This window comes from Peribacillus sp. NPDC096448 (assembly GCF_044762675.1).
In the GTDB taxonomy this organism is placed as follows: Bacteria; Bacillota; Bacilli; order Bacillales; family DSM-1321; genus Peribacillus; species Peribacillus frigoritolerans_B.
Genome location: NZ_JBIWEU010000005.1, coordinates 26099 through 51624, shown reverse-complemented (window position 1 = coordinate 51624; position 25526 = coordinate 26099). Strand labels below are relative to the sequence as shown.

The following is a 25526-nucleotide window of genomic DNA, read 5'->3' as shown; positions in this document are numbered from 1 at the left end:
CCCTGATAGTTCCATAAGAAATCAGCAAAAACCATTAATGGAAAAAACTTGGAAGAGAATTGATTGGATTTACTAAAGGACTAATAAAAAATTCTCTTATGGAGACATAATCTTTTGTGAAATGTGCTTTATACTTTAGAGGCTAAAGGAAAAAAATATTCTGGGTGGGTAAAAACCTTTTCTGAGATTAATTAAGGTTGTCCATAAAATCAGCATCAAAGTAAAGATCGTTCATAAGCTTGTTCACAATCCCGTTGAAGTAAGCAAATTGCCCTTTATGCATTTTAACTCCACTCTTAACCTTCATAGCAAATTCCTTGAATGCTTTGGTTCCGATTTCTATTTCCTGTTTACCTGTGAATGCTCTTTTGTTAGCAGAATAATCAACCACTCTATTACACTGTTTAATTACCTTCCAAAACTCCTGTATAGTTTCAGCTTTTTTGTAGAATGAACCTACTAGATTACTAAACACACCTGGAACCCATTGAGCTACAAAATTTGCTTGTTTCAAAGAGTTTTCTGGAGAATTATCCACATGAGAGAATTGAGCAACGGCTTTACGTTTATTGTTTTTAATATTTTGTTTTAAGAAAGAAGTAGTTGTCTTAATGGCCGGACACTTCTTGGGCTCTTTCACAGGGGGCTTGCCGGACATTTCTTCTTTCACAGGTTGAATAATGATGGCATTTGCTGTTTGCATCATGTCCTTTTTTCTCTTCATAGGTATTTGGCGGATCATACCGAGGTCTTCAAGTTTCTTCATTAAACGTTGAACAGTTTTATAAGAGACTTCAAGCTCATCTGCAATTGTATTCTTACACATATAGCTCACACCAAATTGCTTGCAGCTGTGACGCTTTAATAGTTCCAGTAAGGAAATTAGTCTCGATTGTACATCTGAACGTTTAATATCTACACGAAGGATGTCCCTGTATACTCTTACCGTTTTATTTAATTCTTCTATATCTGAGAAAGAGGATAGGTTGTTATATGCTTCTTCATTAGCGATTACATCAATACGTTTCTTCATATTAAATGCTGTCTCCTTTATGGAAACAAAAAAGCAACGTTCACCATAATTGATCATGACAAACGTTGCTCCAACCCAGCACATATTGTAAAATGTGGATAAGGGTACAGCAAGTGTTTGCCTATCGTGAGTAGGCGGACGGTATAAGTAGTGGTCCAACACTATTTATACACGCTGTGCTTTTTTGTGTTTTCCGGTAGACGCAAGAAATGTTTTTAATCGACGGAAGTGTACCTCCGCCAACCCAAATCGCGGTTATTTGCCCGAGTGCAGTCAAGGTGGCGGTTCCGCTTCCGATTGCCGTGCCAAAAAGTTTGGCGACAGATCCCGCTAAAGAAATGCCTGAAAAGCCCGATCCATCCAAGCCAGTGATGGCACCGATGCCCGTTAGTGTGACGGCGGCTATTTCTTTCGTTAAAGGAACGGAGGCAGCTAAGGCGGCACCGAGGTCATTGACGATGCCGAGGGATGTTTTTGGTAAGTAGTCACCGATGATCTGATTGAATCCAGAATCACCTAAATAGAAGAATGCAGCGATCGGAATGACGGGTCCGAATACTTTGAAGCCAAATTGAAACCCCTGAATCAAATAGGCCGTTGATTTTTCAAGTCCTTGTTGTTTATGTGCGACAAGGGATAAAACCAGCAGAATGAAAACGGCTGTACCGCCAACCAACGCCGTTGCATCTCCGCCTTGCAATTTCAAAATCGACAATGCCACAACATCCAACAGAAAGGCAATCGGAATGAAAACGGCAAAAAACTTCTTTTGTGCCAGTGTAAGCAAATCTACACTGATTGTTTGATCTTGAACAAGTCCCTCATTATCCGCCGGTTGGATTCTTCCAAGCTTCATATCCCGCTTTAAAAGGATAAAGGCGGAGAGGGTGGTGACGACCCCCATTGTAATGACAAGGGGGATGCTCGCAGCGATGACATCACCGACTGGTATGGAAGCCGCATCACCCGTTAGTTTAGGGGCAGCCTGAATGATGAAATCCCCCGATAATGCTATTCCGTGACCAAAAAGGTTCATCGCCATCGCCACGCCGAGTGCAGGTAAACCAGCCCGTAAGGCAACGGGGAGCAGAACGGCCCCAAGTAAGGCAACGGCAGGTGATGGCCAGAAAAACCAGGAAATCATCATCATGACGATTCCGATCACCCAAAAGGCAAGTGTAGGATTTTTAATGAATTTTGCAAACGGTGCAATCATGACATCATTAATGCCCGACTTCGTTAAAACTGTACTCATGGCAACGATTATGGAAATGATTAATATCGTGGACATTAATTCCGTGATTGCGAAAATGAAGCTGTTGAATATCCCGCTTATGGAAGAGGCTAAACTGCCTGTAGCCACTAAAGCCAAAAGGAAAATACCAATTATGCAGATGAGGGTAGTATCACGACGTTTTACCATAAACCCGATTATCAATGCAATAAAAACAACATAAATCCAATGGAGTGCCGTTAATTCCATCTCCATGATCCGTCCCCCTCATAAATGTGCCTAGTTACAGATTATGAGGGAGGTACGGGGTGGTGAGTTGTTTCAAAAATTAAAAGGCTTATCTTATTTTCAACTTATGGTGTAGATATCGAGTTTAAGATGAGATTACTGGGTCAAAGTGTTTTTTCTTTTGCTTAAGACTTAGTTGAAATAGAGGAATGTTGTATAAGATAATGCTACAGAATCAGCTATCATCAGTACAAAGTAAGACAATATTGGTGGATTACATTCGAATTGATATAGCCATGATAGGCGGTGCACTTGGTACACTGCTTTTGTTTTTTCAATCACTCAGTTTTCAGGTTGAATGGTTCAATGAATATACGATAATACATTTACTAATTTTCTTACAGCCTTAATCCCCCTTGGTTATGCTTTATATGGAGTATATAAGAATCAATATTTAGTGACTAAAAAAGCTCAAAAACAAGAAGAAGTCTTGAAAAAGAATGGATTAAAATAAGCTCCCCATCGGGTGGCTTTTTATTTTGTAAAATTAAAAGGAGACGATTGAAATGAACTTTTATAATCTTCCACAATTAATCGATAGAATTGGCGAATTAAAGTCAAAAGGCACTTATTTCAAAGCGCACGAAAACAATTACTCACCTAGTATGGCATCATTAATTAACAAAGAAAGATTTGGGTGGTTCTGATGCTGCAAGCTTCGCGGATTACCATGTAAACACGCTGGGGTGGCATGGAGTAGGATATACATTTATTGCCGAGCCTAAGAATCTAATTAATTCTCCAAATGGTAAAAGGGCTAAGATTGTATATGCAAATGATATTGACCGAAGGACCTATCATGTAGGGAATAACAATCAATTCTCACTTGGAATTTGTGTTGCTGGTGATTATCGGTATGACACTTTGGATGAAGCTACTCTTGCAAGTATCGCAGAGTTTCACGCTGCCCTTGTTAAAGATGGAATAGGAAAATATGACAAAGCCCATAATGAAATGCCAGGTTATAGTTGGAAAGCTTATTGTCAGTATAACTACAGAGATGCTTTTGATTGGAAAGGTTCAAAAACTCCAGCCGAACCGGCACCGGCTCCTGATGTTTATACAATCCAAGAAGGTGATACTTTATGGAGCATTGCACATAAGGATGGAACAGGCGGGGTTCAAGTTGAAGATTTAATAAAAGCGAATCCTGGTATCGATCCAACTAAATTAAAAATAGGGCAGAAAATCAATTTTGGAAATGCTAAAGATGTTATTGTACAACCAGATATAAAAGAGGATAACGAAACTTCGAACAGTGGAGATGAAACAATTAGATCCATTCAAAAAACTTTAAATAGCCGATATGGAACAGACCTAATTGTGGATGGATTTAATGGCCCTAAAACCAAATCATCACTTATCAAAGCACTTCAAAATGAACTTAATAAACAATTTAATAAAAAGTTAGTTGTGGATGGAAAGTGGGGAGCTGAAACTAAGGCTGCAATTGTCACTGTCCAAAAAGGTGCAAAAGGGAATCTTACATGGATTCTACAGGCTGCACTATACACTGAAGGATATAACCCTGGATTACTTGATTCTATCTTCGGAAAAGATACTGAATCGGCATTATCTAAATTCCAGAAAGCTAAAATGTTAACTGCAGATAAGAAGGCAGGTAAAGTCACCTTGACGGAATTGTTTGCTGAATAATCAATAGCCCTTACTCGTTTTGAGTAGGGGCTATTTTTTTGTTGAAGCTCTGTTAAAGGTGTTGTTGGATTTCTTTGAACTAAAGGGGCAGTTTAGATGAACAAGGAAAGCTGGTCTAATGTTACACACAAGATACAGTGCGAAAATGCCTAACAATTCATCCAGGGAGAAACTTAATACCGGAACAAGATCGGAACGCTAGTAAAAGCTATATTTCTATTTAGTTAAAACTATATGGACAAACATTCAAGCAATATTAAAAAGCAAAAATATATTAATAGAAAGGAGGTGAATTTTATGTCATCTAATTTTTGCTGCCCTCGCTGCTTCAATAGGATCTGTTGTTGTCCTCCTGTTCATCCAGGTCCTCCAGGTCGTCCAGGTCTCCAAGGAGTTCCTGGAATTCCAGGGCCCCGAGGACTACGAGGACCTCAAGGACCTCAAGGAGTTCAAGGAGTTCCTGGACCTCAAGGAGTTCCTGGACCTCAAGGAGTTCCTGGACCTCAAGGAGTTCCTGGAACTCCAGGATTACAGGGACCTGGGTCAACCCTTTTTGTTACTGCACAACAAGGAAACTTTGTAGTTATCCCACCTGGCGCTAATGATCTTTTTCTTATGGAAGTTCAAGTAACCACGACTGAAGAAAATCAAAGGGTTAAACTAGATGGTACATTGACTATTCAAGTTGACACTGAAGGAGCTGCAACAAGCTTTCAATATCGTTTGTTATTTGATTTAATTCGCCCCCCCTTCATCACATTAGAAACTACCTCTCAGAGTGGAAATTACTTGAGAACACCTGGTGTTTTTTCAGATTTATATGAATGGCATCCTAACTTTACAAGGGTCGATGTGCCTGGACCTGCAGGTAACTATACCTATCGAGTTAGAGTTTCTGAGAGTGATACTGTCAGTCGCGTAGGTATAACCTCTATTGCAGCTCGTAACCTCGGACTTACTGCAACTGTTTATCCTCCTGCGTAAGCCTTCAGAAAAGCTTAAATTATGTTAACCGTAAAGCTGCGAAGATAATTGCTATCTTTATTTTCCCTGTATTTAAGAAATCAAAGAAAAAAGGTAGTTAGAAATTCGCTTACATTTATTCTGTTTAAGACGTTAAGAAAAGTGGGAAAAACAATAAACTTATCAAACTATAAATTTAGCAATGGTGTTTCGGCAAATAATAATGCATCTTCAGTGTACGTTTTACACTGACTTTATTGTTGTTTTTATCGTTTGCGTTCGTAAAAGTATACTTTTACGAACTTTTTTGATTGTAACTTCTTTAAAATAGACTCTGTTAAACAATGCTTTTGATTTTTCTTCTTCAACTAACGAAAAAACGCTAGTTCACATAATCAGATGTTATAGGAACCAAGCCTTTTCAGAACCCAATATATCAGGTTTTTGAAAAGGTTTTTTTAAAAAGCTCATTAACCTCCTTCATAAGCACAAACAGCTAGTCTAGTATCTTCATATAATAGAGGGAAAAAAAATGTTCTTTACTAAGGATAAATGCATCGCTCGAAAAAAGATAGATTAACAAAAATAGCCATTTTGTGAAAATATATAAAGTTTTTCCAAAATGAACATGCTGAAAATGAAAGGAGAAAAATGAATGGCTACACAAACATTTAACTTTACGGGAGCTCTTCAAACATTTCGGGTTCCAGCAAATGTATGCTCTGTGACCATTAGAGCACAGGGAGCGCAAGGCGGAGCTGGTGGTTCAGGTTTTGGTGGGATAAGTACTGGTGGTTCAGGTGGTCTGGGAGCCTCTATTCAAGGGGAGTTTTCTGTTACTTCAGGAGAGCTGTTAACTATTCTCGTTGGCGGTTTCGGTGCCGCAGGTGGTCAAGGTGCTGGTGCAGGCGGCGGTGGTGGCGGATCATTTGTTTGGCGCGGCGTGACTCCATCCTTAGCTAGTATATTAATCAGCGCTGGCGGCGGTGGTGGCGGTGGTTTCCAGAATGCTCCAGGAACTGCCGGTTCTGGTGGAGGTGGAGGTGCAACTAACGGTATTAATGGTAATAGTAGTGCTGGTGGTGCTACTGGCGGTGCTGGTGGACTTGCTACTGGAGGTGGAGGTGCTGGAGGTAGCGGTAATCTTATTATTAATGCCTCTGGAGGCGGCGGCGGTGGTGGCGCTTTTGCTGGTACTGGTGGTGCTGGTGGTGTTAGTGGTGGTGGTAGTGGCCTTACTGGTTTAGGAGGTGTTGGCGGCGGCGGCGGTGGTGCTTTGAATGCAGGCGGCGGTGGCGGAGGAGCTGCTGGCGGAGCTGGTGGAACTGGTGGAGGTGGAGGCGGTGCTGGTGGTATTGCTGGTACTGGTGGTATTGCGGCAAATGGTGGAGGGAATGGTGGTTTCGGCGGCGGCGGTGGTGGTAGTGATTCTGGTGGAGGAGGTGGAGGCTTTGGTGGTGGTAATGGCGGTAGTGGTGCTACTACTGGTGCTACCGCTGGTGGAGGAGGTGGAGGTGGTTCTTCGTTCAATACTGGGATCAATCAAGTTAACCAAAGTGCTGTTCGTTCAGGTAATGGAATTGTTGAAATTACCTTTACGCCTGATACTCAACCCCCAACCATCATCTGTTCAGGTAACATCACTCAGGATAATGACCCTGGTGTTTGTGGGGCGATAGTGAACTATCCACCGCCAACTGTAAATGATAACTGTCCTGGAGCAACAGTTGTTTGTTCCCCACCTTCTGGATCGTGCTTTCCTGTTGGAACAACTACGGTGACATGTAGAGCCACGGATGCTGCTGGGAATATAAGCGCTCGTTGTTCGTTTACAGTAACAGTAAAAGAAATAAACCCTTTTAAGCTTATTTCACATTGTAAACCTTTTAAAGATACCACATATCTTCATCATAACAAATGTGATCATAAGAAACACAATGATTGTTGTAAGAAGAAAAAACACTGCTTTGATAACTTTTGGTAGTTTGTTAAAAAAAGAGTGCCTTGATCCAGTCTTGATCAAGGTACTTTTTATTTCTAATTTCCCATAAGATGATAGGTTATTGTAGAACTGCTGTAGAAAGTTAATATAATGTTATGTTCCATTTCCTAGATTAGGAGGGTTTCAAATTGGAAAACAATTATTAACTATGGCGCAGATCGCAAAACAATTAAATCGCTTTACGGTACCTTCAGTGCGTTCCTATTGGATATAAAAAAAGGTTCTCTATAGAACACCCCCCTAAGAAAAGTACCTTTAGAAATGGCCGTTCCAAAAGTTATAAGTTCTAGAGACTTGAAAAAACACCTCAATTCCCCCTCGAAATAACCCTTCACAATGTCCGGAAGTTAGTCTAAAGTAAAATTACAGAAGTTAATAAACTTTTAGACAAATGAAAAGAGGTTATACATAATGGCGTTTATAGAATACGGACGTGTAACCACCATTGATCAATCAGATTTACAGGAAGAGAAGTTAAAAGATTATGGCTGTGAGATTTTTCTTGTGGCATAGTGCGTAAAAAGGTTTTCAACTTGGTTGTGTAAAACAAGCGTAGAAGCGATATATGCCTAATTTTCAAAAATCAACATTTCTCTCTCCCGATTTTATTTGGGGAAGGAATTTTTTTCTGTCTTTAACAAGAGCGCTTGTTGCGTTATAAAGCTGGTCTTATTGTGGAAGGATTTAATGGTCCTAAAACCTAATCAGCACTTATCAAAGCACTACAAACTGAGCTTAATAAACAATTTAATAAAAAGCTAGTTGTGGATGGAATGTGGGGAGCTAAGACTAAAGTTGCCATTGTCACAGTGGAAAAAGGTGCAAAGGGCAATCTTACATGGATCCTACAGGCTGCACTTTATTTGGAAGGATATAATCCTGGATCAATTGATTCTATCTTCGGAAAAGGTACTGAATCAGCATTATTAAAATTCCAGAAAGCTAAAAAGATAACTGCAGATAAGAAGGCAGGCAAAGCTACCTTCACAGAATTGTTTGCTTCAAAAAAATAGATGTATATTTAGGACTTGGATGGATAAAATATGGACATGTGCATCTCCAAAAATTGTTGCACACCCTGGGAAGGCCCACCCTGGGAAGGCCCTCTTTGTAGAGAGGGTTTTTTAGTTTGGTAGACCTTCTCTTAATTGAGAGGTTTTTTGTTGTGTAGGATGGATAATAAAAAATTGAATGAATAAAATATAGCTATGGACTATCCCCAATAGTACATCATTGTTAAAAGCCCTTCTCTTAGTGAGAGGGGCTTTTTTAGTATAAGTAAGTTATTGTTCGTTTAAAAAATCCATAAGTATTTTATAATTGATTTTTAATTCTTCCTCATCTGTATCAACAAGGACTTTAATTTTATCTATAATTGATTTATCAGTAATGTATTCACTTCTAATTAAACCGACAACTATTTCGGTGCAGGCTTCTCTAATGGCCATATCAGTTTCAGTCTCAAGAAAATTAATAATAATAGAAATCATTTCATCCATATCTTCGTAACTAGATGACCAAACATATAGACCTTCAATTTTATTATTTATATCCGTGCTTTTCAATAATTCTTTAGCTAGTCTAGAAGTATTTACATCTGCTACTGTGTTTGAAAAATCATCTTCATCTTCATACTCAAAAAGATTATCAATCATTTCTTTAAATGATTTAAAAATAACAGTAATTTTATTTTCTTCTATATCTATAAAAGTAATTTCAGGTTCAAGTTTATTATTTCTATAATCTAATACAATCCAGGTATGTCCATCACCGGATAAAGTAATAAAGTTTTTCTCTCTAATTCCCCATTCTTTAAGTAATACTTTTGAAGTGAAAATACCTTTATTTTTTTTAATTCCATAAAGATATTGTAAAGGTACATGGTCATCAGCCCATGAATTTTTAAAATTTACGGGCAACGCTTGATATTTGAGGTACCCGCCATTTTTAATCTTAAAGCAAATCAATATACTCTTTTGGAAATTTAACATTGAATTCTTTTTCTGCTTCTTTAATATCTTCTTCAGTCAATTTTTCTAATTCAATTTCTTCATCTATATAATCTATATCATCTTCTGCCCATATATTTTTCATTAATATTCTCCTTAAGTTAATGACTTAGATTCATTTAATAAACTTCGTATTTGCTGGTAAAACCGATCCAAAATGGAATTGCATATAATAGTAAAATACCCATTTAAAATATTCCAGGCAGAATCATTCACACAATTTATTCAATCTTTAAAACAGGTCCTATCCCTTCACCTATATAAGTAAATTCAGGCGGCTTAAAAAGGGTTGTTAGATAATCAATCCATAATAAAATCGGCATCAAAGTAAAGATCGTTCATAAGTTTGTTCACAATCCCGTTGAAGTAAGCAAATTGCCCTTTGTGCATCTTAACTCCACTTTTCACCTTCATAGCAAATTCCTTTAGTGCCGATTTCTATTTCCTGTTTACCTGTAAATGCTCTTTTGTTAGTAGAATAATCAACCACTTTATTACACTGTTTAATTACCTTCCAAAATTCCTGTATAGTTTCAGCCTTTTCATAGAATGAACCTACTAGGTTACTGAATACATCAGGAACCCAATGTGCTGCGAAATTTGCTTTTTTTAAAGAGTTTTCTTGGGTTTTAATGGCCGGACACTTCTTGGACTCTTTCACAGGGGGCTTGCCGGACATTTCTTCTTTCAAAGGTTGAATAATGATGGCATTGGCTGTTTGCATCATATCTTTTTTTCTCTTCATTGGTACTTGGCGGGTCATACCAAGGGTCTTCAAGTTTTTTCATTAAACGTTGAACTGTTTTATAAGAGACTTCAAGCTTATTTGCAATTGTATTCTTACACATTTAGCTCACACCGAAATTTGCTTGCAGCTGTGAAAGAAGAAAAAGTAGATTGAAAAGTTCGCCTTTTTTATTTATTCGTCACAAAAACGCCTTATCAATTGCAGGGTAGTTTCCTATATTTATCCAGTTGGGAATTTGTTAAGACAAAATCAGCTGCAGACATATTTCATTGTATAATTTGGTAACATTAACTTATATTTACTTTTATAGTAAAATATTAAACGGAGGGGAGGTTATTATATTGAAGTTGAAAAGGTCATTATTTATAACAGCATTAGGTTTATTAATACTAGGTTCTGCTACGGGGGCAAGTGCAGCTGAAACTGAAGGTCTGGTAAATTCGCAAGAATCATCATTTACTCAAGAACCAGATGGTACAGGTAGTACCATCTTAGCAAAGAATAAAGTTCGTATAAGTTTAAGTACATACAACCCAATTATATCGACTAATTATGCAGTCGCTAAATCATCTTCTGATAAGATACAGGACTATATTTACGCACGAGCTAAAACCTTTAATGGTGATGGTTCTTTAATCAAAACTAAATCGGCAAGTTCTACAAAGACGGACTATATTGGAGTTAAAACATTGAACGATTCAATATACTTCAGGAATGATTTTGCTATTGGGACTCATACTTTTAAACTTAAAGGGTATAAAACTGTTAATGGTCAAACAAAGGCCTATTGGTAATTGGTAGTAGAAAAATAATGAAGAGATATGCTCATTGCATATCTCTTTTAATTAGGAGAAGATTGGTTTTATGAAAAAATACTATATAGCTGCGTTATTGATATTGCTTGGGGTTCTTTACTGGTTTTATGCTTCATCTCCACCTAAAGAATTAAGATTAAGCATGTCTAATAATGATGATATTGAAAAAGAAAGCGAAGAAACGAATGCGGCTGAGTATGGTTCGGTTGGGTATGGTTTGATAGATTTGAATGGTAACCTTATCGATGAAGGAAGTGCACTTAATAGTAAAAACAATGAAGTGACAGTTGTTGCCTCAGTAGACAATGACATTGATGAGGACAGAAAGTATGCTTTACTTATTTTTGAAGATTATAAACAAGTAAATTTCAAAACTGAAAATAAGGAGCTGGAAGTAAATAAGTTTTTCTTTGAAACGAAACCTAACACCTCCATAAACTTCAAAGTTTCTGTTCCCATTCGTTCCGATTCCAGTGAATTGGCTTTTGTAATCGTTCAAAAGCCAGAGTATAAATTGAAGGAGCTCGACCTAAATAGGGCAGGGATTTTAGAACAAGTTTTAAGTATGCGGTATTCCATCAACAAAGCTGACAGCGGGAAAGATGAAAAAAAAGTAAAGCAAGTAAAACCTGATGCTATTGTAAAGGATGGATTCAATGAAAATATATCTATCACAAATAGTCAGGAAAAGTTGCAATCAATTATGACTGAAAAAGAAGGCAAGGAACTTAAGTTCTCTGCCGGAAATGAGACAAATGCTGAGATCAGATATGCAATCATAGCTTTAAAAGATTGGGAACAAGTTGCAGTTAGAGATAACACAGACGTCTTATATACCACTGTTCCACCAGAAACTAGACATCTTTTTGATTTTAATCTACCCGACGTTGAAAGAGAAAATAATTTCCAACTCATCGCCTTCCCATTTCCTTATGAAGTAAATGCTGATAATTATGAGAGTCAACAAACTTTTGGTTCCTTTAGAGTTGTTATTCAAAATAAAGAATAAGATTATTAACGGAAAGGAAGAATCAGATTGTCTACTATAATTAATATATTAGGTTTCGTGGGTACTATCGGATTTATAGTTTTTTTAGCAATAGCAAAAACTATAAAAGATAAATCTAAAAGGTAGTTGGTTTTATTAGTGGAATCACTTTCCCCGATAAGTGGTCTGGATTACCAGGCCTTTTTTTGTTCCTTACTTATACAGCATTGTAAGACGAGTCAAAAATCAAAAGGAGAATTCATATACCCTTTTACAACATGAAGTTGGTCTTTTTTATTTCCGATAAGTTTTTCATAAGCAAGGACTCCTCAAATACAGTATAAGTTCGTCTTATTAAAGTGAATTCTTCCTCAACTATCCTTCTTCTTATGTTCAATTAAAGTTGTGTATAAACTCAGCATCAAAGTAAAGGTCATTCATAAGCTTGTTCACTATGGATGAAGCTACTCTTGCAAGTATCGCAGAGCTTCACGCTGCACTTGTTAAAGATGGAATAGGGGAAATATGACAAAGTCCATAATGAAATAACTACAGGGATGCATTTAATTGGAAAGGTTCAAAAACTCCAGCCAAACGAGCACCAGCTCCTGATGTTTATACAATCCAAGAAGGCGGTACTTTATGGAGCATTGCACATAAGGATGGAACAGGCGGGGTTCAAGTTGGAGATTTAATAAAAGCGCTGGTATCGATCCAGCTAAATTGAAAATAGGTCAGAAAATCAATTTTGGAAATGCTAAAGACGTTATTGTTCATCCAGATATTAAAGAGGATGACGAAACTTTGGAAAGTGGAGATGAAACTGTCAGGTCCATTCAAAAAACCTCAAATAGCCGTTATAAAGCTGGTCTTATTGTGGAAGGATTTAATGGTCCTAAAACCCAATCAGCACTTATCAAAGCACTACAAACTGAGCTTAATAAACAATTTAATAAAAAGCTAGTTGTGGATGGAAAGTTGGGAGCTAAAACTAAGGCGGCAATCGTCACTGTCCAAAAAGGCGCAAAAGGCAATCTTACATGGATCCGGCCGCACTTTACAAGGAAGGATATAACCCTGGATCACTTGATTCTATCTTTGGTAAAGGTACTGAATCTAGCTTTATATAAATTCCAAAAGGCACGGGAAATTTCTGCAGATAAGAAAGCCGACAAAGCTACTTTCACTGAATTGTTTACTGCATAATAAAAAGCAGGAATATAAAGGATTTTAACGGTTACAATACTAATGTGAGAAGCCCTCACAAGTCACGCCAGTTTTGAAAACCTTCTCTTATGGAGAGGGTTTTTTTATGTAGGATGAATAAAAAGAAATTGTAAGGAGAAATTAAAATTAAGGTGCCAACCGACCTCATGGTACACTTCCATCTTCAAAGCCCCTCTCGATTCGAGAAGGGTTTATTATTACATGGGTATATAATTGTATTGAATGAGGCAATATAATATTAAGGCTTTTCCTTTCAAAGCACCTTTGACTTAAAAGTCCTTACTCGTATTGAGTAGGGGCACTTTTTTATGTTGGTGATTTTCTTAGTGAACTAAAGGGGCAGGTACTTCAAGAAATTCGTATTTTTTATATAAACTATATTTGGTAATATATTAAAAAAAGTGCCTTGATCAAGTACTGGATCAAAGCACTTTCCACATAACAAACTTTCAATTACCAGAAGTTATCAAAGCAGTGTTTCTTCTTACAACAAACAAAGTGATGGTCATCATTGCAGCATTTTTTCTTACAAAAATCAAAGTGATGGTCATCATCGCAGCGTTTTTTCTTACAAAAATCAAAGTGATGGTCATCATTGCAGCATTTTTTCTTACAAAAATCAAAGTGATGGTCATCATCGCAGCATTTTTTCTTACAACAATCATCGTGTTTCTTATGATCACATTTGTTATGATTTTTATATGTGGTATCTACAAAAGGTTTACAATGTGGAATAGGATTAAACGGGTTCATTTTAATCACCTCTTTTTTTATTTTCAAGTTATTTTATTCATTAATAGAAAAAAAGTTTGTACAATATAGTACAAATAGTGAAAATAAGGCTATAAAAACAGCCTAAATCTACTGGTTTATAACCGTTTTTAAGAAGTTGATAGTTTTAAACAAAAAGGGTTTGAAGTAATATTAGAAAATGAACTTCTTAAACTTTTTTAAACAATTTCCTTGAACGCACCTGTTAGTTCTAAAAGAAGGAAAAATCCACTTACATCACTATACAGCTAATTTTGTAAGGAAAAAGAGCGTTAACCCTTTTGGTCAACACTCTAAAATCGATTTAACATACATTAATAACTAATACATGACCATGCCAAGCGTAAATTTCAATATCAATCTTCATTTTCTTCTTCATATAAATCGTGTTCACCAATATAAATAGGGCCGTTTGCATAATCAATTCTGATTGGCCATTCATACGGAACGGATAAACGGCTTGCTACACTTCTCCAAAAATTTCCTGCAACCTCATGAAAGCCATATGTCTAAATTCAAGCTCTGCTGCTTTTTCCATTTCTTCTTCATTGCCTCTTCGATAATGGTTCCTGGCAGGGGTAAAATAGCGTAGATATATCTACTTCTTCTCCCGTTTCTTGTGCGGGGATCAATTTATTCCGAATCCGATTAAGCATAAAGTCAACTCCTAATGGATTTCATCTATTATATATAAGTCTATCGAGCTGCGTAAACAAAATACTCTTCATGTTCAACTAATGCACCCGACAGTTTAAGTACAATTCTTCACACAATTTCGTCTACCCCATATTTTGTAAGTTGTTCAATTTATCTAGATTTTTGTTTTTGTTCTTCTGTACTTACACGGCTTAGAGTCGTCGCCGGGAGGAGTAAAGATGGATGAAGTAGAGAGTAGGTTGTATGTATAAATGAACGGGATGAGAAAGGGATAGAAAATAAAAAGAATAGTAGCTTGAAGATAAAAAAGTGGGAAGTCGGAAAAAGCAAAAAAATGTGTATGATGTGAAAATTATAGAGGCTGTAGAACCCATACCTGAACCAATAGAAATGAATATATAAGTGTAAGGGAGATACAGAACAAATACAGAGAATTTCGGAGCATCATTATCCAAAAAGGAGGGTTTAATAGCAAGTTATGACTAAGAAATTAATCGGTTATCATAGCATGTACCAGCAACAAAAGAAAACAGGATTGTATAATAAAAATAGTTGTATATCACCAAGTCCGCCAAGAGGTTGTCCAAATATTTATCCAGTGAGGGAAAACCCAAATCCCATTAACATTTTAAAGGTAAAAACTTTTCAATATACTGCAATCTCTGACGGTATAAAAAGGGTTTATACCAATCAAGATGGAGTATTAAAATACGGAAGCTCTGGGATTCTTAATCCAAACAGCGTATCTTATATAAACTTATTTATAAATGGAATATTACAGCCAAATATAAATTACATCGTAGAACAGGGAAAACTTACATTCTCTAACGATTTACCCCTATCTGGATCCCCTATTATTCTTCAATTTGTAATAATTTATGGATAAAGAAAAAGTGGAAGTTCTTACGCATCCAATGAACAAAATGCCGGACAATCACCAATTGATTACCGGCATTTTTTCATTGGCAAATCATGAGGATTAGTTGACTACAACTTCAACAACAATTGGAGTTGCAGCATCAAGTGCATCACCACCTGGAATAGTTATAGTAGTAGTAGTAAGGGTTGAGGTATCAGCTGTTTGAATCTGAGCATTTATATATAAAATATAATAAGCAAATGACCCAGGAAATGCGGTTACAGCTGCACCTGCATCATCCGTAAAGGTTGTTGCTGCAATTGCAAAAGTCGCACCTGTACCTGTACCATCTCCTATTGTGGCAGTGAATTTTCTGGAAGCCATAAAAGGTTTAATTATTGCCATTTATATCCACCCCCTTCTTTTATAATATACGGGTTTTTTCAGACATTCCTTAAGAGCTTGTCCGTCCCCCTGTTAATTATTTTATTTCATACTTCGAATTAGGGAACGGCAAGTTCGACTTTTCTTTTGGAGCTAACCTGCCCTTTTTAGTTCCATAAGAAAATCAGCAAAAACCTTTAATAGAAAAAAATTTTGAAGAGAGTTGATCGGATTAACTAAAGGAGTAAAAAAAATTCTCTTTTGGAAACATACTCTTTTGTGTAATGAGCCTTATACTTTATTAGCTAAAGGAATAAAATAGGGCGGGTAAAAACCTTTTCTGAAATTAATTAAGGTTGTCCATAAAATCAGCATCAAAGTAAAGGTCATTCATATGCTTGTTAACAATCCCATTAAAATAAGCAAACTGCCCTTTATGCATCTTATCTCCACTCTATTACACTGCTTAATAACCTTCCAGAATTCCTGTATAGTTTCGCTTTTTCGTAGAATGAACCTACTAGATTGCCAAATACACCTGGAACCCAATGGGCTACAAAATTCGCTGATACCGCCACCCGATTTTGGTGATCCAGTTGCGCTGGCATATTGATATCCATCTTTTATGGAATAACTAGAAGATGTTCTTTTCCACCAAGATTCTACGCTCTTTAAAGAAACGTATTTCCCGTCTTTTTTCCATTCAAGTTTGTTGTACACAGTCATATAGTTAGTTGATTTGGAATTTGTGTCCCTAATGACAGTAGCTGCAAGCACTGTACCATCGGATTCTGCTCCCGCTTCATCAGTGACTAACTCAGCGTATTTTGTCTCCGTATCCACTGGTAATACTGTGCTTAGTGTAGAATTGGAAGCACTAGCATTAACTTTAAATTTTGGGTTAGATACGGTTTTATCCTCCTCAATCATTTTTACTAGCTCTTTCACAACCTTAGAGTCTTGTGTTCTTTTAACCGTAGATTCTACTTCATTAGCAGAAGACAAACTTGGACTATACATTGTTAACCCTAAAACTAATGCAGAACATAACGTCATCATTTTATCATTTATGTGAATAAAGTAATAGGACTAATTATTCATAATTGCGACAAATAGAAGGAAAAGAGGAAATATAAAGGATTTTACACGGTAACAATACGAATATGATTGAACAATTAAAAGCTTTAACACCAAAAATTTTACCACCAGGGTGTGATTTTTTTGATCAACAAAAAGAAGCAATAAGGGCGGAGGGTTCAATTGATATAGTTGCAGGTCCAGGATCTGGTAAGACTACTGTTCCAATTGCTAAGTGTGGCCTACTATTGAACAAAATAGCTAAGAGTGATAAAGGGATATGTCTTATTACGCATACAAATGTTGCAGTAGATGAGATTAGGACAGGTTTAGCAAAAATGGGGATGAATGATATAGAATACCCTAACTTTATTGGAACAATTCAGGAGTTCTTTAATAATTTTTTTGCAAAGAAAGCATTCCACATGATTTTAGGAGAAAAGAATTTTAGGGTGTTAGATGATAAAGAATATCAAGAGAAGTTTTCTGAGCTTTTTGATTAAAGGAAACCTGATTGGTATAATACGTATAATCCAAAAGTAAACAAATGGAATCCGAAAATTTTAATCACTGATGATTTTTCATACAGTATTGTTAGTGATGTAAAGAATACAATTAAGAGTCCTTTCAATCGGAGCATAGAAATCTGAAGCGAATAGGAGAACAACAACACGCTATCTATCTTTACAATGGAGCACTGGAGGTACTGTCATTTGAAAATGAAGAAAGAAAATATGTCATCACAGGAAACCTAATCGTAACCTATATACAGTGTGAAGATTGGGGAAATGCGAAGAGAATTATTGATTTAGTAAACGAGAATGAACTTTATTCGTTATCGCGAGATCACTTTTTTTACAACAAAGAAGAAGTCGAACAGAAATTTATCGAGGGAATCGATAGGGAAATAATAACGTCATCATTTGTACAGAGGGAGGATAATAGAATTGATCAAGATTTTTGCGCTTAAGATACCAGGAGAAATTGAACCGGAAATTTTTTTAAAATGGAGCACAAAAGTATCAAAAGAACGAATGGAGAAAGTAAGTCGATTCTTTCGAAAGGAGGATGCAATGCGCTCACTGTTCTCTGAACTATTAGTGAGAGCGGTCATAAGTAAAGAATTTAACATACCAAATGAAGAAATTAAATTTACTTATAATCAATATGGGAAACCGTCGTTAAAGAATTCAAAGTCTTTTTTTTTCAATGCTTCTCATTCAGGTGAGTGGGTAGTGGCAATATTCCATACAGCCCCCATAGGGATTGATGTGGAAAAAATTCGCCCTGTTGATATTCACATCGCTGAACGCATTTTTTCGGATAAGGAATATCAAGAAATTTTGAGGAAGCCAAGGGAAGAACAAGAAAACTATTTTTTTGATTTATGGAGCTTAAAGGAAAGCTATGTAAAGGCTGTGGGAAAAGGCTTGTTCCAACCTTTTCATTCGTTTTCCATAACCAAAAAAAACAACGGGGAGATTATTTTTGCATGCAATGAAAGTCCCTGTCGCTGGTTTTTTAAGCAGTATAATTTGGCAGAAGGTTATACCTTGTCAGCGTGTACTATACAGGCGCAATTTCCCGAGGAAGTAACATTAATGGACCTAGAAGCAATAGAACAAGTTATATAAGACTTTGTTATAATAAAGTTAGAATTTTACTTTTCTTATGAGAGGAAATCAATATGGACAAAAAAATGAAAAGTTGGATAGGATTTTGGTTAAAAAGGAATTATAGATCAATTTGTAATTATTTAGATCATGAGTTAGAACAATACAACATAACGAATTCACAATTAGGTGTATTGCTTATCTTATGGGAAAGTGACGGTACCAGCCAGAAAGTAGTTCAACAGACTTTAGGAATTACGCCAGCGTCAATAACTAATCTCATTAAAGGACTTGAAAACAAAGGACTTATTATTAGAAGAGTGGATCCTAATGATTCAAGGGCAAATCTTATGTATTTGACGGACAAAGGAAAAGCGCTAGAGGAAAGATGCTTGACTATTGTCGAGAAAGCAGAAGTCATAGTTCGTAAGGGGTTTTCGCCTGAAGAGACTATGATACTTCGCTTATGGCTTCAGCGTGTGCATAAAAATATTGAAATATAACAAAACGCTTATTTCCATCTGTTATAAGATTGTAAATATTGACAATCCAAAAATATTTAGATACCATAATTTATGGGAGCTAATGATTTCTATTTTTTGGAGGGATAATATTGATTAAAATGGATGATGTTTTATACAAACGGTCTAACTTGGAGCGAGTTTCTGATATTCAAAAGCTTGCGCCCAAAACAGCGAATGCTTTTTTTGGTTTTATGAATGAGGCGTTTTCTCCTGGTTTAATTGATGCTAGAACCAAAGAACTGATCGCTGTTGCTATTACGCATGTAACAGGGTGTCCTTACTGCATCGATGTTCATACAAAAAAATTCAAAGGTCACGGCGGAACAGTAGAGGAGATTTTGGAAGCAGTTATGGTTGCGGGCGTAGTAAACGCTGAGTCCGTCATTTTAAAAAGTGTGAATGCATTAAATGCTTTCAAGGGAGAAGCAAGTGATAGCCTTTATTTGAAAACTTATATGGATAAATTCAAGGAAGTTAAGACGGCGTTACCTAAGGCAGTGGAATCTTTTGAAGTATTTAATACAGATGTACTTGTTTCAGGAAATATCGATGCAAAGACTAAGCAACTTATTGCCGTGGCAGTCGCTCAAGTGACTGGATGCGCCTATAGTATTGAGGTCCATACTCAAAACTATAAGAAACTTGGTGGGGAAATGGAAGAGATTTTGGAAGCGGTTATGGTTGCGGGCGTTGCAAATGCGGGATATGTTCTCACTCACAGCGTGAATTCTTTGACGTGTTTTGAAAAGCACTAAACATTATTATAATTAAAGAAACTTGGTCATTTAGGTCGGGTTTCTTTAATTTGAAACTTTTCTTATATACGTCGGATTATCGTTTACCTGTTTCCGATAATCTGTGTCAAAAACAGACCGTAGTGTAGATTATAATTTAGAAATCGAAATAAAACTCAAATATTAACCGATTAAATAAGTTGTAAAAAATATATAAAAGGATATTATTGTAATTATATAGTTAGAAAGCTAAATAAAAGGAGGGGTAATCTTGATTGATAAATGTGTTCGTATTTTCTCGAGATTTATGCCAAAAGTATGTATGCGTTTTTTTGCAAAGTTAATGGGGAAAAAACTACAATGATATATTAAACGACTTGATATAGTCATATAGAAATTAAACTAAGAACTAGGTTTGTTTTCTAGAAAGATCGTGGAAAAAGCCCACCGAATCTAAAAAGGGTCGATGGGCTTTTTAAAATTCTTTTTTACTTTTTGTCACAAGGAATCTGCGGTGATTTCTTTGCATTCTTTTTGTTTTTTCTTTTCTCGTTTGCCCAAACAATAAAATCCGCCATGTAACACATAGGACATTTTAATTCAAATTCTTTTTTTTCTTTGTTGCTCATAACTATCACCTCACTTTATTATTTATTACAATATTAAACAAATATTACTTTAATTTCCATATAAAAATGAAAGGTGGAAATAATTTGGCTGAACTAAGCGAAAATTCATCGGGCTATGGGGGCATGAAACAAGTTTTTACTATTAGTTTAGCGCTCTTTATTATTTTCTTAGATGGAAGTATTGTAAACATTGCGTTGCCAAGCATCATCAAAGAATATAGCACTGACTTAGGAATGGCATCTTGGATAATAAATGCGTACGTCATTACTGTAGCGGTTTTTCTTGTTTTTATGGGGAAAATCGGAGATATGTTAGGGAGAGCTAAATTTTACAACATAGGCTTGGTTATGTTTATGCTCAGTTCTTTTTTTTGCGCGCTTTCCACTAATGTGGAGATGCTTATCCTTTTTCGTTTTTTTCAAGGGATTAGCGGAGCGATTGTGATACCAACCAGTATGAGTCTAGTTCGTACTGCAGTTCCTCCTGAAAAAGTAGGCTCTGCCATGGGGGTTTGGGGAGCAGTAGGTGGATTGGCGATAGCAATTGGACCTGCTTTGGGGGGAGTAATTACAGAGGTTTCTGATTGGCGTTGGATGTTTTACATTAACCTTCCTGTCATTACAATTGCTTTGTTTTTAAATAAAAGAATATTTCAACATTTAAGAGAAAAGACACAACCGCTCCATTTTGATGTTTGGGGGACAATTACATTGAGTGTTACACTCTTTGTTCTTATTTACACTGTTATTAAAGGGCCGGATGTTGGGTGGATGTCCTGGCCAATAATAGGCGGCTTTACTTTTTCCATACTAGGGGTAGGAGTTTTTTATTGGATTGAACATAAGATCTCTTATCCGTTAGTTGACTTTGAATTATTCACCAATAAGTTGTATGTAGTTGGGCTGATATCGAATTTACTAGGTGGAATTCTTTTAAGCGGTATGATGATGATTTTGCCGATCCTTCTTACGGAAGCTATGGAATTTACGTCGTTGCAAGCAGCCTATTTTATTACACCATTATCTGCAGCGATGCTGATTACTGCTCCGGTTACGGGGAGACTGATTGATCGCTTCGGTTTTTTTGTCCCTATGATAATTGGTTATATTATCAGTGTTATCGGTTTTTATCTTTTAACAAGTCTTGAAGTAAACACACCTACACTATCCATATTGTGGAGAATTGGAGTCATTGGTGTTGGGATTGCCATGATTGCAGTTACCAGTTTAACTGTCAGCACCGTTTCTGTTCAATCTTCACAGTCTTCTGTCGCATCAGGTATTTTTGCAATGGTACGAAATGTTGGAGGGGCCATTGGTGTTTCTCTTTTTGTTAGTGTGATTATGACATCCTTTAATCATTTCTCTATGGTTTCGATACAAGATTCTATTCAACAAATTCATTCAACTTCTTTGTCAACGTATGAAAAAAGTAAACTAACAGATGCTTTAAAAGCACAACAGGTATCGTTTTTCGATAGAAATTATACATCCCATTTGGAATCGCTCGAAATCAGTAAGAATAATCTGGGAGAATGGAAAAAGATGATTTCAGATTTGCGAGATCAGGAACAGAAAAATAAGGTAACTGCTATTCATTATGCATTTATTTTCGGAATGTTATTATCCATTTTCTTTAGTATTTCAGCGATGTTTTTACTAAAAAAATCATTTCGGTTATAGCTAAAAAAGAGTGATTTTGGAGATGGATTAAATTATTTCACCAAAATTCCAATTTATTATTTACATTTTTTTGAAATGCAGCTAATATTATCCTGTATTTAAGGAAAATAAATACAATACAGGTAAAAAAAGGTGGTTTTGATTAATGGGTAGTTATTTTGCTGAAGTGGTAAAAAATATGAACAATTTGGGGATTGATCCAGTAGGGGCAGTTATCTCGTCTGTAAAAGACATTTATACACGACCAGAAAAAGAAATTGAGGAAATCAAGGCACACCTAATCTATGATAATTTCAAATTTCATTACGAAAATAATGCCTATTACCGAGGCCTCTGTGATGAACAGGGTGTGACTCCTGATGATGTGCAGACATTTAAGGATCTCGTGAAAATTCCAGGGATACACGTAGCAAGATTTAAAGATGTTAACTCTCACCAATTGTTGACCAAATCTATTGCGTCTCTTGAACACGAACTAAGAAGTTCAGGAACAAGTGGTATTCCTAGTATCTCCAGACGGGATGAAGCAACCATCAACCGTACTGTATTAGGGATTTACGCTATGTATCGAGAGTTCTTCAAATTTTTTGACGGAGAAGCAATCTTCTTGGCACCATCCGCTGAGGAAATGCCGGAAATGGGGATGGTCAAAGTATTGAGCATGTTCTCTGGATTGATGGATGGAAGCCATAATGTAGTGAAGCAAGCGACTTTTGTTCCAGAAGAGGTAATAGAGTTATTAAATAGATGGGAAAGAATTCACACCAGACATCTTATTGGACCTCCGTTTATGATTGACCGACTGCTCAATTATCTAAGAGAAAATGATATCAGACTGAAACTGGATCGAAAAACAAAAGTAATTACTCTAGGTGGATGGAAAAGATATACGGGCGTTGAGATAGATAGAGAACAATTTAATAAGGAATGTGCTGAGTATTTAGGTATCAAGGAAGATCAAGTGAGAGATATGTATGGATTGGTTGAAACTAATTTTATGGCTATTGAGTGCGAACAACATGAAAAACATGTTCCCCCTTGGGTACATTTTTCTGTACGGGCCATGGAAGATCTCAGTAAAGAAGTAGAAGATGGGGAAGTAGGAAGACTAGTAATCTTAGACCCTACCTCCATATCGTATCCAGGATTTATTATTACGGAAGATCTAGTTTTTCTGTCTAAAGATGAAGGCTGCTCCTGTGGTCGAAATGGACAAAGGATCAACTATTTATTTCGAATTAAAGGGGCGGAAATCGGTTGCTGTGCCATCAATTTAGAAAAGCACATGGATGAAAATGAAAAGAGCGATGGCGGAGAAGGTTTCTCTGTGAGTTGTTTTTGTTAGCAGACTAAATTTGGATATATATAACAGGGAATGAGAAAATAGAAGCATTCTAAAGCAAGGCAGCTTATTTAGAAACAGAAAAGTCAGTAGAGTAGACTGCTTGGGAACTAAGGACTAGAGTCTCCTACATCGTTGAATGACTGAATTCAAAAATGAGGAGATGATATAAGCTTTTCCGTACAGTGGGTATTTAAAATTAGAAGAGCAAGTCCTACAGAATATCGAAAAGAAAATTAGAGATCTATTAGAAGAGAAACGAGATAAAAAACGATGCACCACTTCGCGATTGGTGCTAATCGATGCTTTCACTCATCGGTATGGATTTAGGTTTCTTGTCGCGAAGAGGTGCAAAGTTCTTAGCACTTTCCAAATAAGATGATTATGGATGAAGTAAAGGAGGCTAAAAATGTACAACGAAATTATTACAGAAAATTTTATGAATCCCCGTAATATTGGAGAGCTAGAGCATCCAAGTCGCGTTATTAAAATTGGCAACGCTGTTTGTGGAGATACTATCATCCTTCATATTGCTTACAACAATAATCAAGAAATTACGGACGTCAGATATAAAGCTTATGGTTGTGCCACATCTATCGCCACAGTCAGTGTGTTTAGTGAATTTATACAGAATAAGTGTATTTCCGATTTGTCTGCCGTTTCCGAGACAGAAATCGAGGCTTTGCTTGGGGAATTAGAGCCAAATCAAATGCATTGTCTGGATATCATGAAAGAGCTCTTTAAACAACTTGGTATACCGGAAGGGACGAATGCATGTTGAGAACGTACTTTGATTACAATGCAACAACCCCTATAGATGATAGTGTAGCAAAGGCTATGTCAAAAGAAGCATTTGAATTGTTCGGTAATCCGTCAAGCAACCATCAGTATGGAGGTAGTTCCAAGAAGAAGATAGAGAAGTCTCGTGAAGAAATCGCAGCCCTTATTGGAGCGAAACCAAATGAAATATATTTTACATCGGGAGGTTCGGAAGCTAATAACTGGGTTTTAAAAGGATGGATTGAACAATTTCGATTTGATCCCATTCATGTAATTACATCGATGATTGAACATCCTTCTGTATTAGAAGTATGCAAATACTTAGAAAGGTATTTCAACGCTGAAATCACTTATTTGGAAGTGGATAAAAATGGATTTGTGTCCGTGGATGATCTTGAACGCTCAATTCTCCCGCACACCCGAATCATCTCACTAATGATGTCAAATAATGAGATTGGAAGCATTCAGCCCATACAGGAATGCGCGAGTATTGCTAAGCGCTACGGTATCTTTTTTCATACCGATGCCGTTCAGGCTGTTGGAAGAATACGTATTAATATTGAAGAATTAGGGGTAGATGCCCTTTCATTCTCTGGGCATAAATTTTACGGTCCAAAAGGAATTGGGGGACTTTTTTTAAAAGAATCACGCGCACTTGAACCACTCCTTCATGGAGGATCTCAAGAGAATGGATTGCGTAGTGGAACGGAAAATGTGATTTCCATTGTTGGCTTGGGAGAAGCAAGTGCAAAAATACGTCAGGAGTTTAAAGAAGATTATGAAAGGATACAGGCATATAAAAATCTTCTTTTAAAGCAGCTCATAGAGCGGATTCCTCACACTTGCATTAACGGCTCAACTGATCAAGAGCATGTCTTGAATAATACTGTAAATATTAGTTTTGAAAATGTCAGGGGAGAAGCAGTTGCTGCTCTTTTGAATCAGATTTATGGTATTGCTGTTTCAGTAGGATCGGCATGTAGTTCGAACAAACAAGCTTCTTTGTCACATGTGCTGACCGCCATTGGATTATCAGAAGCACAAATCCGCTCATCGATCCGAATCAGTATTGGAAAATATACACAAAAAGATGATGTGTTTTTCCTGATTAATGCATTAGAGCATGTCGTTTCAAAGCTTCGTCGGATGATTCCTATTGAGCAGAACAATTTTGTACAACTCTAACATGAGGTGAGGATATGCAAGCAAATAAGGTGCTAACCATTGAAGATATTTCGTATGTGATAAAACAGAAAGTAATTATTGAGAATTTGGAATTAACAGGGATTACAGCGGGCGATATTCAAGATACAGAGCCTATTTTTGGAGAAGGACTGGGTCTTGAATCAGTCGATACGTTTTATATCGTTAAAGGAATCGAAAAGGAGTTCGGGATGAAAGTAGATATTAAAAAAATCAATTCTTTGAGAAAGCATTTTTATTCGGTTGCCACATTAGCTCAATACGTACTTTCACATCTTCAACAGACAAAGTAGGAAAAGGTGGAGGA

General features: G+C 36.6%; 27 protein-coding genes and 3 pseudogenes. 19 read left to right on the top strand and 11 right to left on the bottom strand.

Translation table 11 applies throughout. The features are described 5' to 3' along the window. Positions 1-187: 187 nt before the first annotated feature. Together ACIQ0C_RS10560 and ACIQ0C_RS10555 are read right to left on the bottom strand one after the other, a co-directional pair. Complete coding sequence (locus tag ACIQ0C_RS10560) at positions 188-1033, bottom strand: helix-turn-helix domain-containing protein (protein WP_403059569.1); 846 nt, start codon at positions 1031-1033, stop codon at positions 188-190. A 121-nt stretch (positions 1034-1154) separates the two neighbouring features. Next, a complete protein-coding gene (locus tag ACIQ0C_RS10555) occupies positions 1155-2522 on the bottom strand; it encodes a hypothetical protein (RefSeq protein WP_403059566.1) in 1368 nt (455 codons plus the stop codon). A 343-nt stretch (positions 2523-2865) separates the two neighbouring features. On the opposite strand from ACIQ0C_RS10555, the gene ACIQ0C_RS10550 reads away from it, so the two are divergent. Both ACIQ0C_RS10550 and ACIQ0C_RS10545 read left to right on the top strand, forming a co-directional pair. Further along, positions 2866-3009, top strand: coding sequence for a phage holin (locus tag ACIQ0C_RS10550; RefSeq protein WP_403059987.1), 144 nt, complete (start codon positions 2866-2868; stop codon positions 3007-3009). A 179-nt stretch (positions 3010-3188) separates the two neighbouring features. Continuing rightward, positions 3189-4211, top strand: coding sequence for a peptidoglycan-binding protein (locus ACIQ0C_RS10545; protein ID WP_483878361.1), 1023 nt, complete (start codon positions 3189-3191; stop codon positions 4209-4211). Between the two features lie 328 nt (positions 4212-4539). Here ACIQ0C_RS10545 and ACIQ0C_RS10540 read toward each other — a convergent pair whose 3' ends face one another. Then, a complete protein-coding gene (locus tag ACIQ0C_RS10540; protein WP_403059560.1) occupies positions 4540-4758 on the bottom strand; it encodes a hypothetical protein in 219 nt (72 codons plus the stop codon). 68 nt (positions 4759-4826) lie between these two features. On the opposite strand from ACIQ0C_RS10540, the gene ACIQ0C_RS10535 reads away from it, so the two are divergent. The 3 genes from ACIQ0C_RS10535 (at position 4827) to ACIQ0C_RS10525 (ending at position 8189) form a co-directional block, all read left to right on the top strand. After that, positions 4827-5195 (top strand): hypothetical protein, encoded by a 369-nt coding sequence (locus tag ACIQ0C_RS10535; RefSeq protein ID WP_403059557.1) that lies wholly within the window; start codon positions 4827-4829, stop codon positions 5193-5195. Positions 5196-5829: 634 nt separating this feature from the next. Next, positions 5830-7158, top strand: coding sequence for an HYR domain-containing protein (locus tag ACIQ0C_RS10530; protein ID WP_403059554.1), 1329 nt, complete (start codon positions 5830-5832; stop codon positions 7156-7158). Between the two features lie 791 nt (positions 7159-7949). Next, entirely contained in the window at positions 7950-8189 is a 240-nt protein-coding gene (locus ACIQ0C_RS10525) for a peptidoglycan-binding domain-containing protein (RefSeq protein WP_403059984.1), read from the top strand. A gap of 270 nt (positions 8190-8459) precedes the next feature. Here the strand turns inward: ACIQ0C_RS10525 and ACIQ0C_RS10520 are convergent, their stop codons facing one another. The 3 genes and pseudogenes from ACIQ0C_RS10520 to ACIQ0C_RS10510 all read right to left on the bottom strand — a co-directional run. Next, on the bottom strand, positions 8460-9167 hold the full coding sequence (locus tag ACIQ0C_RS10520) for an SMI1/KNR4 family protein (protein WP_403059551.1): 708 nt from the start codon (positions 9165-9167) through the stop codon (positions 8460-8462). Next, positions 9130-9270, bottom strand: a complete 141-nt coding sequence (locus ACIQ0C_RS10515; RefSeq protein ID WP_403059548.1) for an SMI1/KNR4 family protein — start codon at positions 9268-9270, stop codon at positions 9130-9132. The genes ACIQ0C_RS10520 and ACIQ0C_RS10515 overlap by 38 nt, the downstream gene beginning before the upstream one ends. Before the next feature lie 215 nt (positions 9271-9485). After that, positions 9486-10033 (bottom strand): annotated as a pseudogene (locus ACIQ0C_RS10510) (helix-turn-helix domain-containing protein); the annotation flags it as partial. Positions 10034-10274: 241 nt separating this feature from the next. Between ACIQ0C_RS10510 and ACIQ0C_RS10505 the strand changes: the two are divergent. From ACIQ0C_RS10505 to ACIQ0C_RS10495, 3 genes are all read left to right on the top strand, one after another. Continuing rightward, positions 10275-10727 carry a XoxI protein gene (locus ACIQ0C_RS10505; RefSeq protein ID WP_403059545.1) on the top strand — a complete coding sequence of 151 codons (453 nt, stop codon included), beginning with the start codon at positions 10275-10277 and terminating at the stop codon, positions 10725-10727. 70 nt (positions 10728-10797) lie between these two features. Next, on the top strand, positions 10798-11757 hold the full coding sequence (locus tag ACIQ0C_RS10500) for a hypothetical protein (protein WP_403059542.1): 960 nt from the start codon (positions 10798-10800) through the stop codon (positions 11755-11757). Between the two features lie 783 nt (positions 11758-12540). Further along, positions 12541-12942 carry a hypothetical protein gene (locus ACIQ0C_RS10495; protein WP_403059539.1) on the top strand — a complete coding sequence of 134 codons (402 nt, stop codon included), beginning with the start codon at positions 12541-12543 and terminating at the stop codon, positions 12940-12942. A gap of 470 nt (positions 12943-13412) precedes the next feature. On the opposite strand, the gene ACIQ0C_RS10490 is transcribed toward ACIQ0C_RS10495, so the two are convergent. Together ACIQ0C_RS10490 and ACIQ0C_RS10485 are read right to left on the bottom strand one after the other, a co-directional pair. Then, entirely contained in the window at positions 13413-13628 is a 216-nt protein-coding gene (locus tag ACIQ0C_RS10490) for a hypothetical protein (RefSeq protein ID WP_403059536.1), read from the bottom strand. Between the two features lie 462 nt (positions 13629-14090). Beyond that, positions 14091-14367: pseudogene (locus ACIQ0C_RS10485) on the bottom strand (hypothetical protein). 502 nt (positions 14368-14869) lie between these two features. Here ACIQ0C_RS10485 and ACIQ0C_RS10480 point away from each other — a divergent pair. Beyond that, on the top strand, positions 14870-15277 hold the full coding sequence (locus ACIQ0C_RS10480; protein WP_403059533.1) for a DUF4183 domain-containing protein: 408 nt from the start codon (positions 14870-14872) through the stop codon (positions 15275-15277). A 93-nt stretch (positions 15278-15370) separates the two neighbouring features. On the opposite strand, the gene ACIQ0C_RS10475 is transcribed toward ACIQ0C_RS10480, so the two are convergent. Together ACIQ0C_RS10475 and ACIQ0C_RS10470 are read right to left on the bottom strand one after the other, a co-directional pair. After that, a complete protein-coding gene (locus tag ACIQ0C_RS10475; RefSeq protein ID WP_402838872.1) occupies positions 15371-15655 on the bottom strand; it encodes a DUF4183 domain-containing protein in 285 nt (94 codons plus the stop codon). Between the two features lie 325 nt (positions 15656-15980). After that, positions 15981-16200 (bottom strand): annotated as a pseudogene (locus ACIQ0C_RS10470) (helix-turn-helix domain-containing protein); the annotation flags it as partial. A gap of 191 nt (positions 16201-16391) precedes the next feature. Here ACIQ0C_RS10470 and ACIQ0C_RS10465 point away from each other — a divergent pair. From ACIQ0C_RS10465 to ACIQ0C_RS10445, 5 genes are all read left to right on the top strand, one after another. Continuing rightward, the gene (locus ACIQ0C_RS10465; protein WP_403059530.1) at positions 16392-16709 is read left to right on the top strand and encodes a hypothetical protein; all 318 of its coding nucleotides are present in this window, start codon (positions 16392-16394) and stop codon (positions 16707-16709) included. Positions 16710-16797: 88 nt separating this feature from the next. Continuing rightward, positions 16798-17214: a UvrD-helicase domain-containing protein gene (locus ACIQ0C_RS10460; RefSeq protein WP_403059527.1), complete on the top strand. Its 417-nt coding sequence runs from the start codon at positions 16798-16800 to the stop codon at positions 17212-17214. A gap of 420 nt (positions 17215-17634) precedes the next feature. Continuing rightward, positions 17635-18345 carry a 4'-phosphopantetheinyl transferase family protein gene (locus ACIQ0C_RS10455; RefSeq protein ID WP_403059524.1) on the top strand — a complete coding sequence of 237 codons (711 nt, stop codon included), beginning with the start codon at positions 17635-17637 and terminating at the stop codon, positions 18343-18345. A 53-nt stretch (positions 18346-18398) separates the two neighbouring features. Then, complete coding sequence (locus tag ACIQ0C_RS10450) at positions 18399-18827, top strand: MarR family winged helix-turn-helix transcriptional regulator (protein ID WP_402838885.1); 429 nt, start codon at positions 18399-18401, stop codon at positions 18825-18827. Positions 18828-18946: 119 nt separating this feature from the next. Then, a complete protein-coding gene (locus ACIQ0C_RS10445) occupies positions 18947-19603 on the top strand; it encodes a carboxymuconolactone decarboxylase family protein (RefSeq protein ID WP_402838938.1) in 657 nt (218 codons plus the stop codon). A 467-nt stretch (positions 19604-20070) separates the two neighbouring features. On the opposite strand, the gene ACIQ0C_RS10440 is transcribed toward ACIQ0C_RS10445, so the two are convergent. Beyond that, the gene (locus ACIQ0C_RS10440; protein ID WP_402838887.1) at positions 20071-20211 is read right to left on the bottom strand and encodes a hypothetical protein; all 141 of its coding nucleotides are present in this window, start codon (positions 20209-20211) and stop codon (positions 20071-20073) included. A gap of 84 nt (positions 20212-20295) precedes the next feature. On the opposite strand from ACIQ0C_RS10440, the gene ACIQ0C_RS10435 reads away from it, so the two are divergent. The 5 genes from ACIQ0C_RS10435 (at position 20296) to ACIQ0C_RS10415 (ending at position 25512) form a co-directional block, all read left to right on the top strand. Then, the gene (locus ACIQ0C_RS10435; protein WP_403059521.1) at positions 20296-21894 is read left to right on the top strand and encodes an MFS transporter; all 1599 of its coding nucleotides are present in this window, start codon (positions 20296-20298) and stop codon (positions 21892-21894) included. Between the two features lie 145 nt (positions 21895-22039). Then, positions 22040-23239: a LuxE/PaaK family acyltransferase gene (locus ACIQ0C_RS10430; RefSeq protein ID WP_403059518.1), complete on the top strand. Its 1200-nt coding sequence runs from the start codon at positions 22040-22042 to the stop codon at positions 23237-23239. A gap of 406 nt (positions 23240-23645) precedes the next feature. Then, positions 23646-24017, top strand: a complete 372-nt coding sequence (locus ACIQ0C_RS10425) for an iron-sulfur cluster assembly scaffold protein (protein WP_403059515.1) — start codon at positions 23646-23648, stop codon at positions 24015-24017. Beyond that, positions 24011-25201 carry a cysteine desulfurase family protein gene (locus tag ACIQ0C_RS10420; RefSeq protein WP_403059512.1) on the top strand — a complete coding sequence of 397 codons (1191 nt, stop codon included), beginning with the start codon at positions 24011-24013 and terminating at the stop codon, positions 25199-25201. Before ACIQ0C_RS10425 ends, ACIQ0C_RS10420 begins: the two co-directional genes overlap by 7 nt. Before the next feature lie 14 nt (positions 25202-25215). Next, entirely contained in the window at positions 25216-25512 is a 297-nt protein-coding gene (locus ACIQ0C_RS10415; RefSeq protein ID WP_403059509.1) for a phosphopantetheine-binding protein, read from the top strand. The last annotated feature ends 14 nt before the right edge of the window (positions 25513-25526 follow it).

Coding starts and splice junctions, on each gene's coding strand:
- ACIQ0C_RS10555 (WP_403059566.1), bottom strand. CDS start 2,522: ATGGAGATGGAATTAACGGCACTCCATTGGATTTATGTTGTTTTTATT.
- ACIQ0C_RS10420 (WP_403059512.1), top strand. CDS start 24,011: ATGTTGAGAACGTACTTTGATTACAATGCAACAACCCCTATAGATGAT.
- ACIQ0C_RS10560 (WP_403059569.1), bottom strand. CDS start 1,033: ATGAAGAAACGTATTGATGTAATCGCTAATGAAGAAGCATATAACAAC.
- ACIQ0C_RS10515 (WP_403059548.1), bottom strand. CDS start 9,270: ATGAAAAATATATGGGCAGAAGATGATATAGATTATATAGATGAAGAA.
- ACIQ0C_RS10415 (WP_403059509.1), top strand. CDS start 25,216: ATGCAAGCAAATAAGGTGCTAACCATTGAAGATATTTCGTATGTGATA.
- ACIQ0C_RS10535 (WP_403059557.1), top strand. CDS start 4,827: ATGGAAGTTCAAGTAACCACGACTGAAGAAAATCAAAGGGTTAAACTA.
- ACIQ0C_RS10525 (WP_403059984.1), top strand. CDS start 7,950: ATGTGGGGAGCTAAGACTAAAGTTGCCATTGTCACAGTGGAAAAAGGT.
- ACIQ0C_RS10445 (WP_402838938.1), top strand. CDS start 18,947: ATGGATGATGTTTTATACAAACGGTCTAACTTGGAGCGAGTTTCTGAT.
- ACIQ0C_RS10520 (WP_403059551.1), bottom strand. CDS start 9,167: ATGTTAAATTTCCAAAAGAGTATATTGATTTGCTTTAAGATTAAAAAT.
- ACIQ0C_RS10530 (WP_403059554.1), top strand. CDS start 5,830: ATGGCTACACAAACATTTAACTTTACGGGAGCTCTTCAAACATTTCGG.
- ACIQ0C_RS10430 (WP_403059518.1), top strand. CDS start 22,040: ATGGGTAGTTATTTTGCTGAAGTGGTAAAAAATATGAACAATTTGGGG.
- ACIQ0C_RS10440 (WP_402838887.1), bottom strand. CDS start 20,211: ATGAGCAACAAAGAAAAAAAAGAATTTGAATTAAAATGTCCTATGTGT.
- ACIQ0C_RS10475 (WP_402838872.1), bottom strand. CDS start 15,655: ATGGCAATAATTAAACCTTTTATGGCTTCCAGAAAATTCACTGCCACA.
- ACIQ0C_RS10480 (WP_403059533.1), top strand. CDS start 14,870: ATGACTAAGAAATTAATCGGTTATCATAGCATGTACCAGCAACAAAAG.
- ACIQ0C_RS10460 (WP_403059527.1), top strand. CDS start 16,798: ATGATTGAACAATTAAAAGCTTTAACACCAAAAATTTTACCACCAGGG.
- ACIQ0C_RS10465 (WP_403059530.1), top strand. CDS start 16,392: ATGACAGTAGCTGCAAGCACTGTACCATCGGATTCTGCTCCCGCTTCA.
- ACIQ0C_RS10490 (WP_403059536.1), bottom strand. CDS start 13,628: ATGATTGTTGTAAGAAAAAATGCTGCGATGATGACCATCACTTTGATT.
- ACIQ0C_RS10450 (WP_402838885.1), top strand. CDS start 18,399: ATGGACAAAAAAATGAAAAGTTGGATAGGATTTTGGTTAAAAAGGAAT.
- ACIQ0C_RS10425 (WP_403059515.1), top strand. CDS start 23,646: ATGTACAACGAAATTATTACAGAAAATTTTATGAATCCCCGTAATATT.
- ACIQ0C_RS10500 (WP_403059542.1), top strand. CDS start 10,798: ATGAAAAAATACTATATAGCTGCGTTATTGATATTGCTTGGGGTTCTT.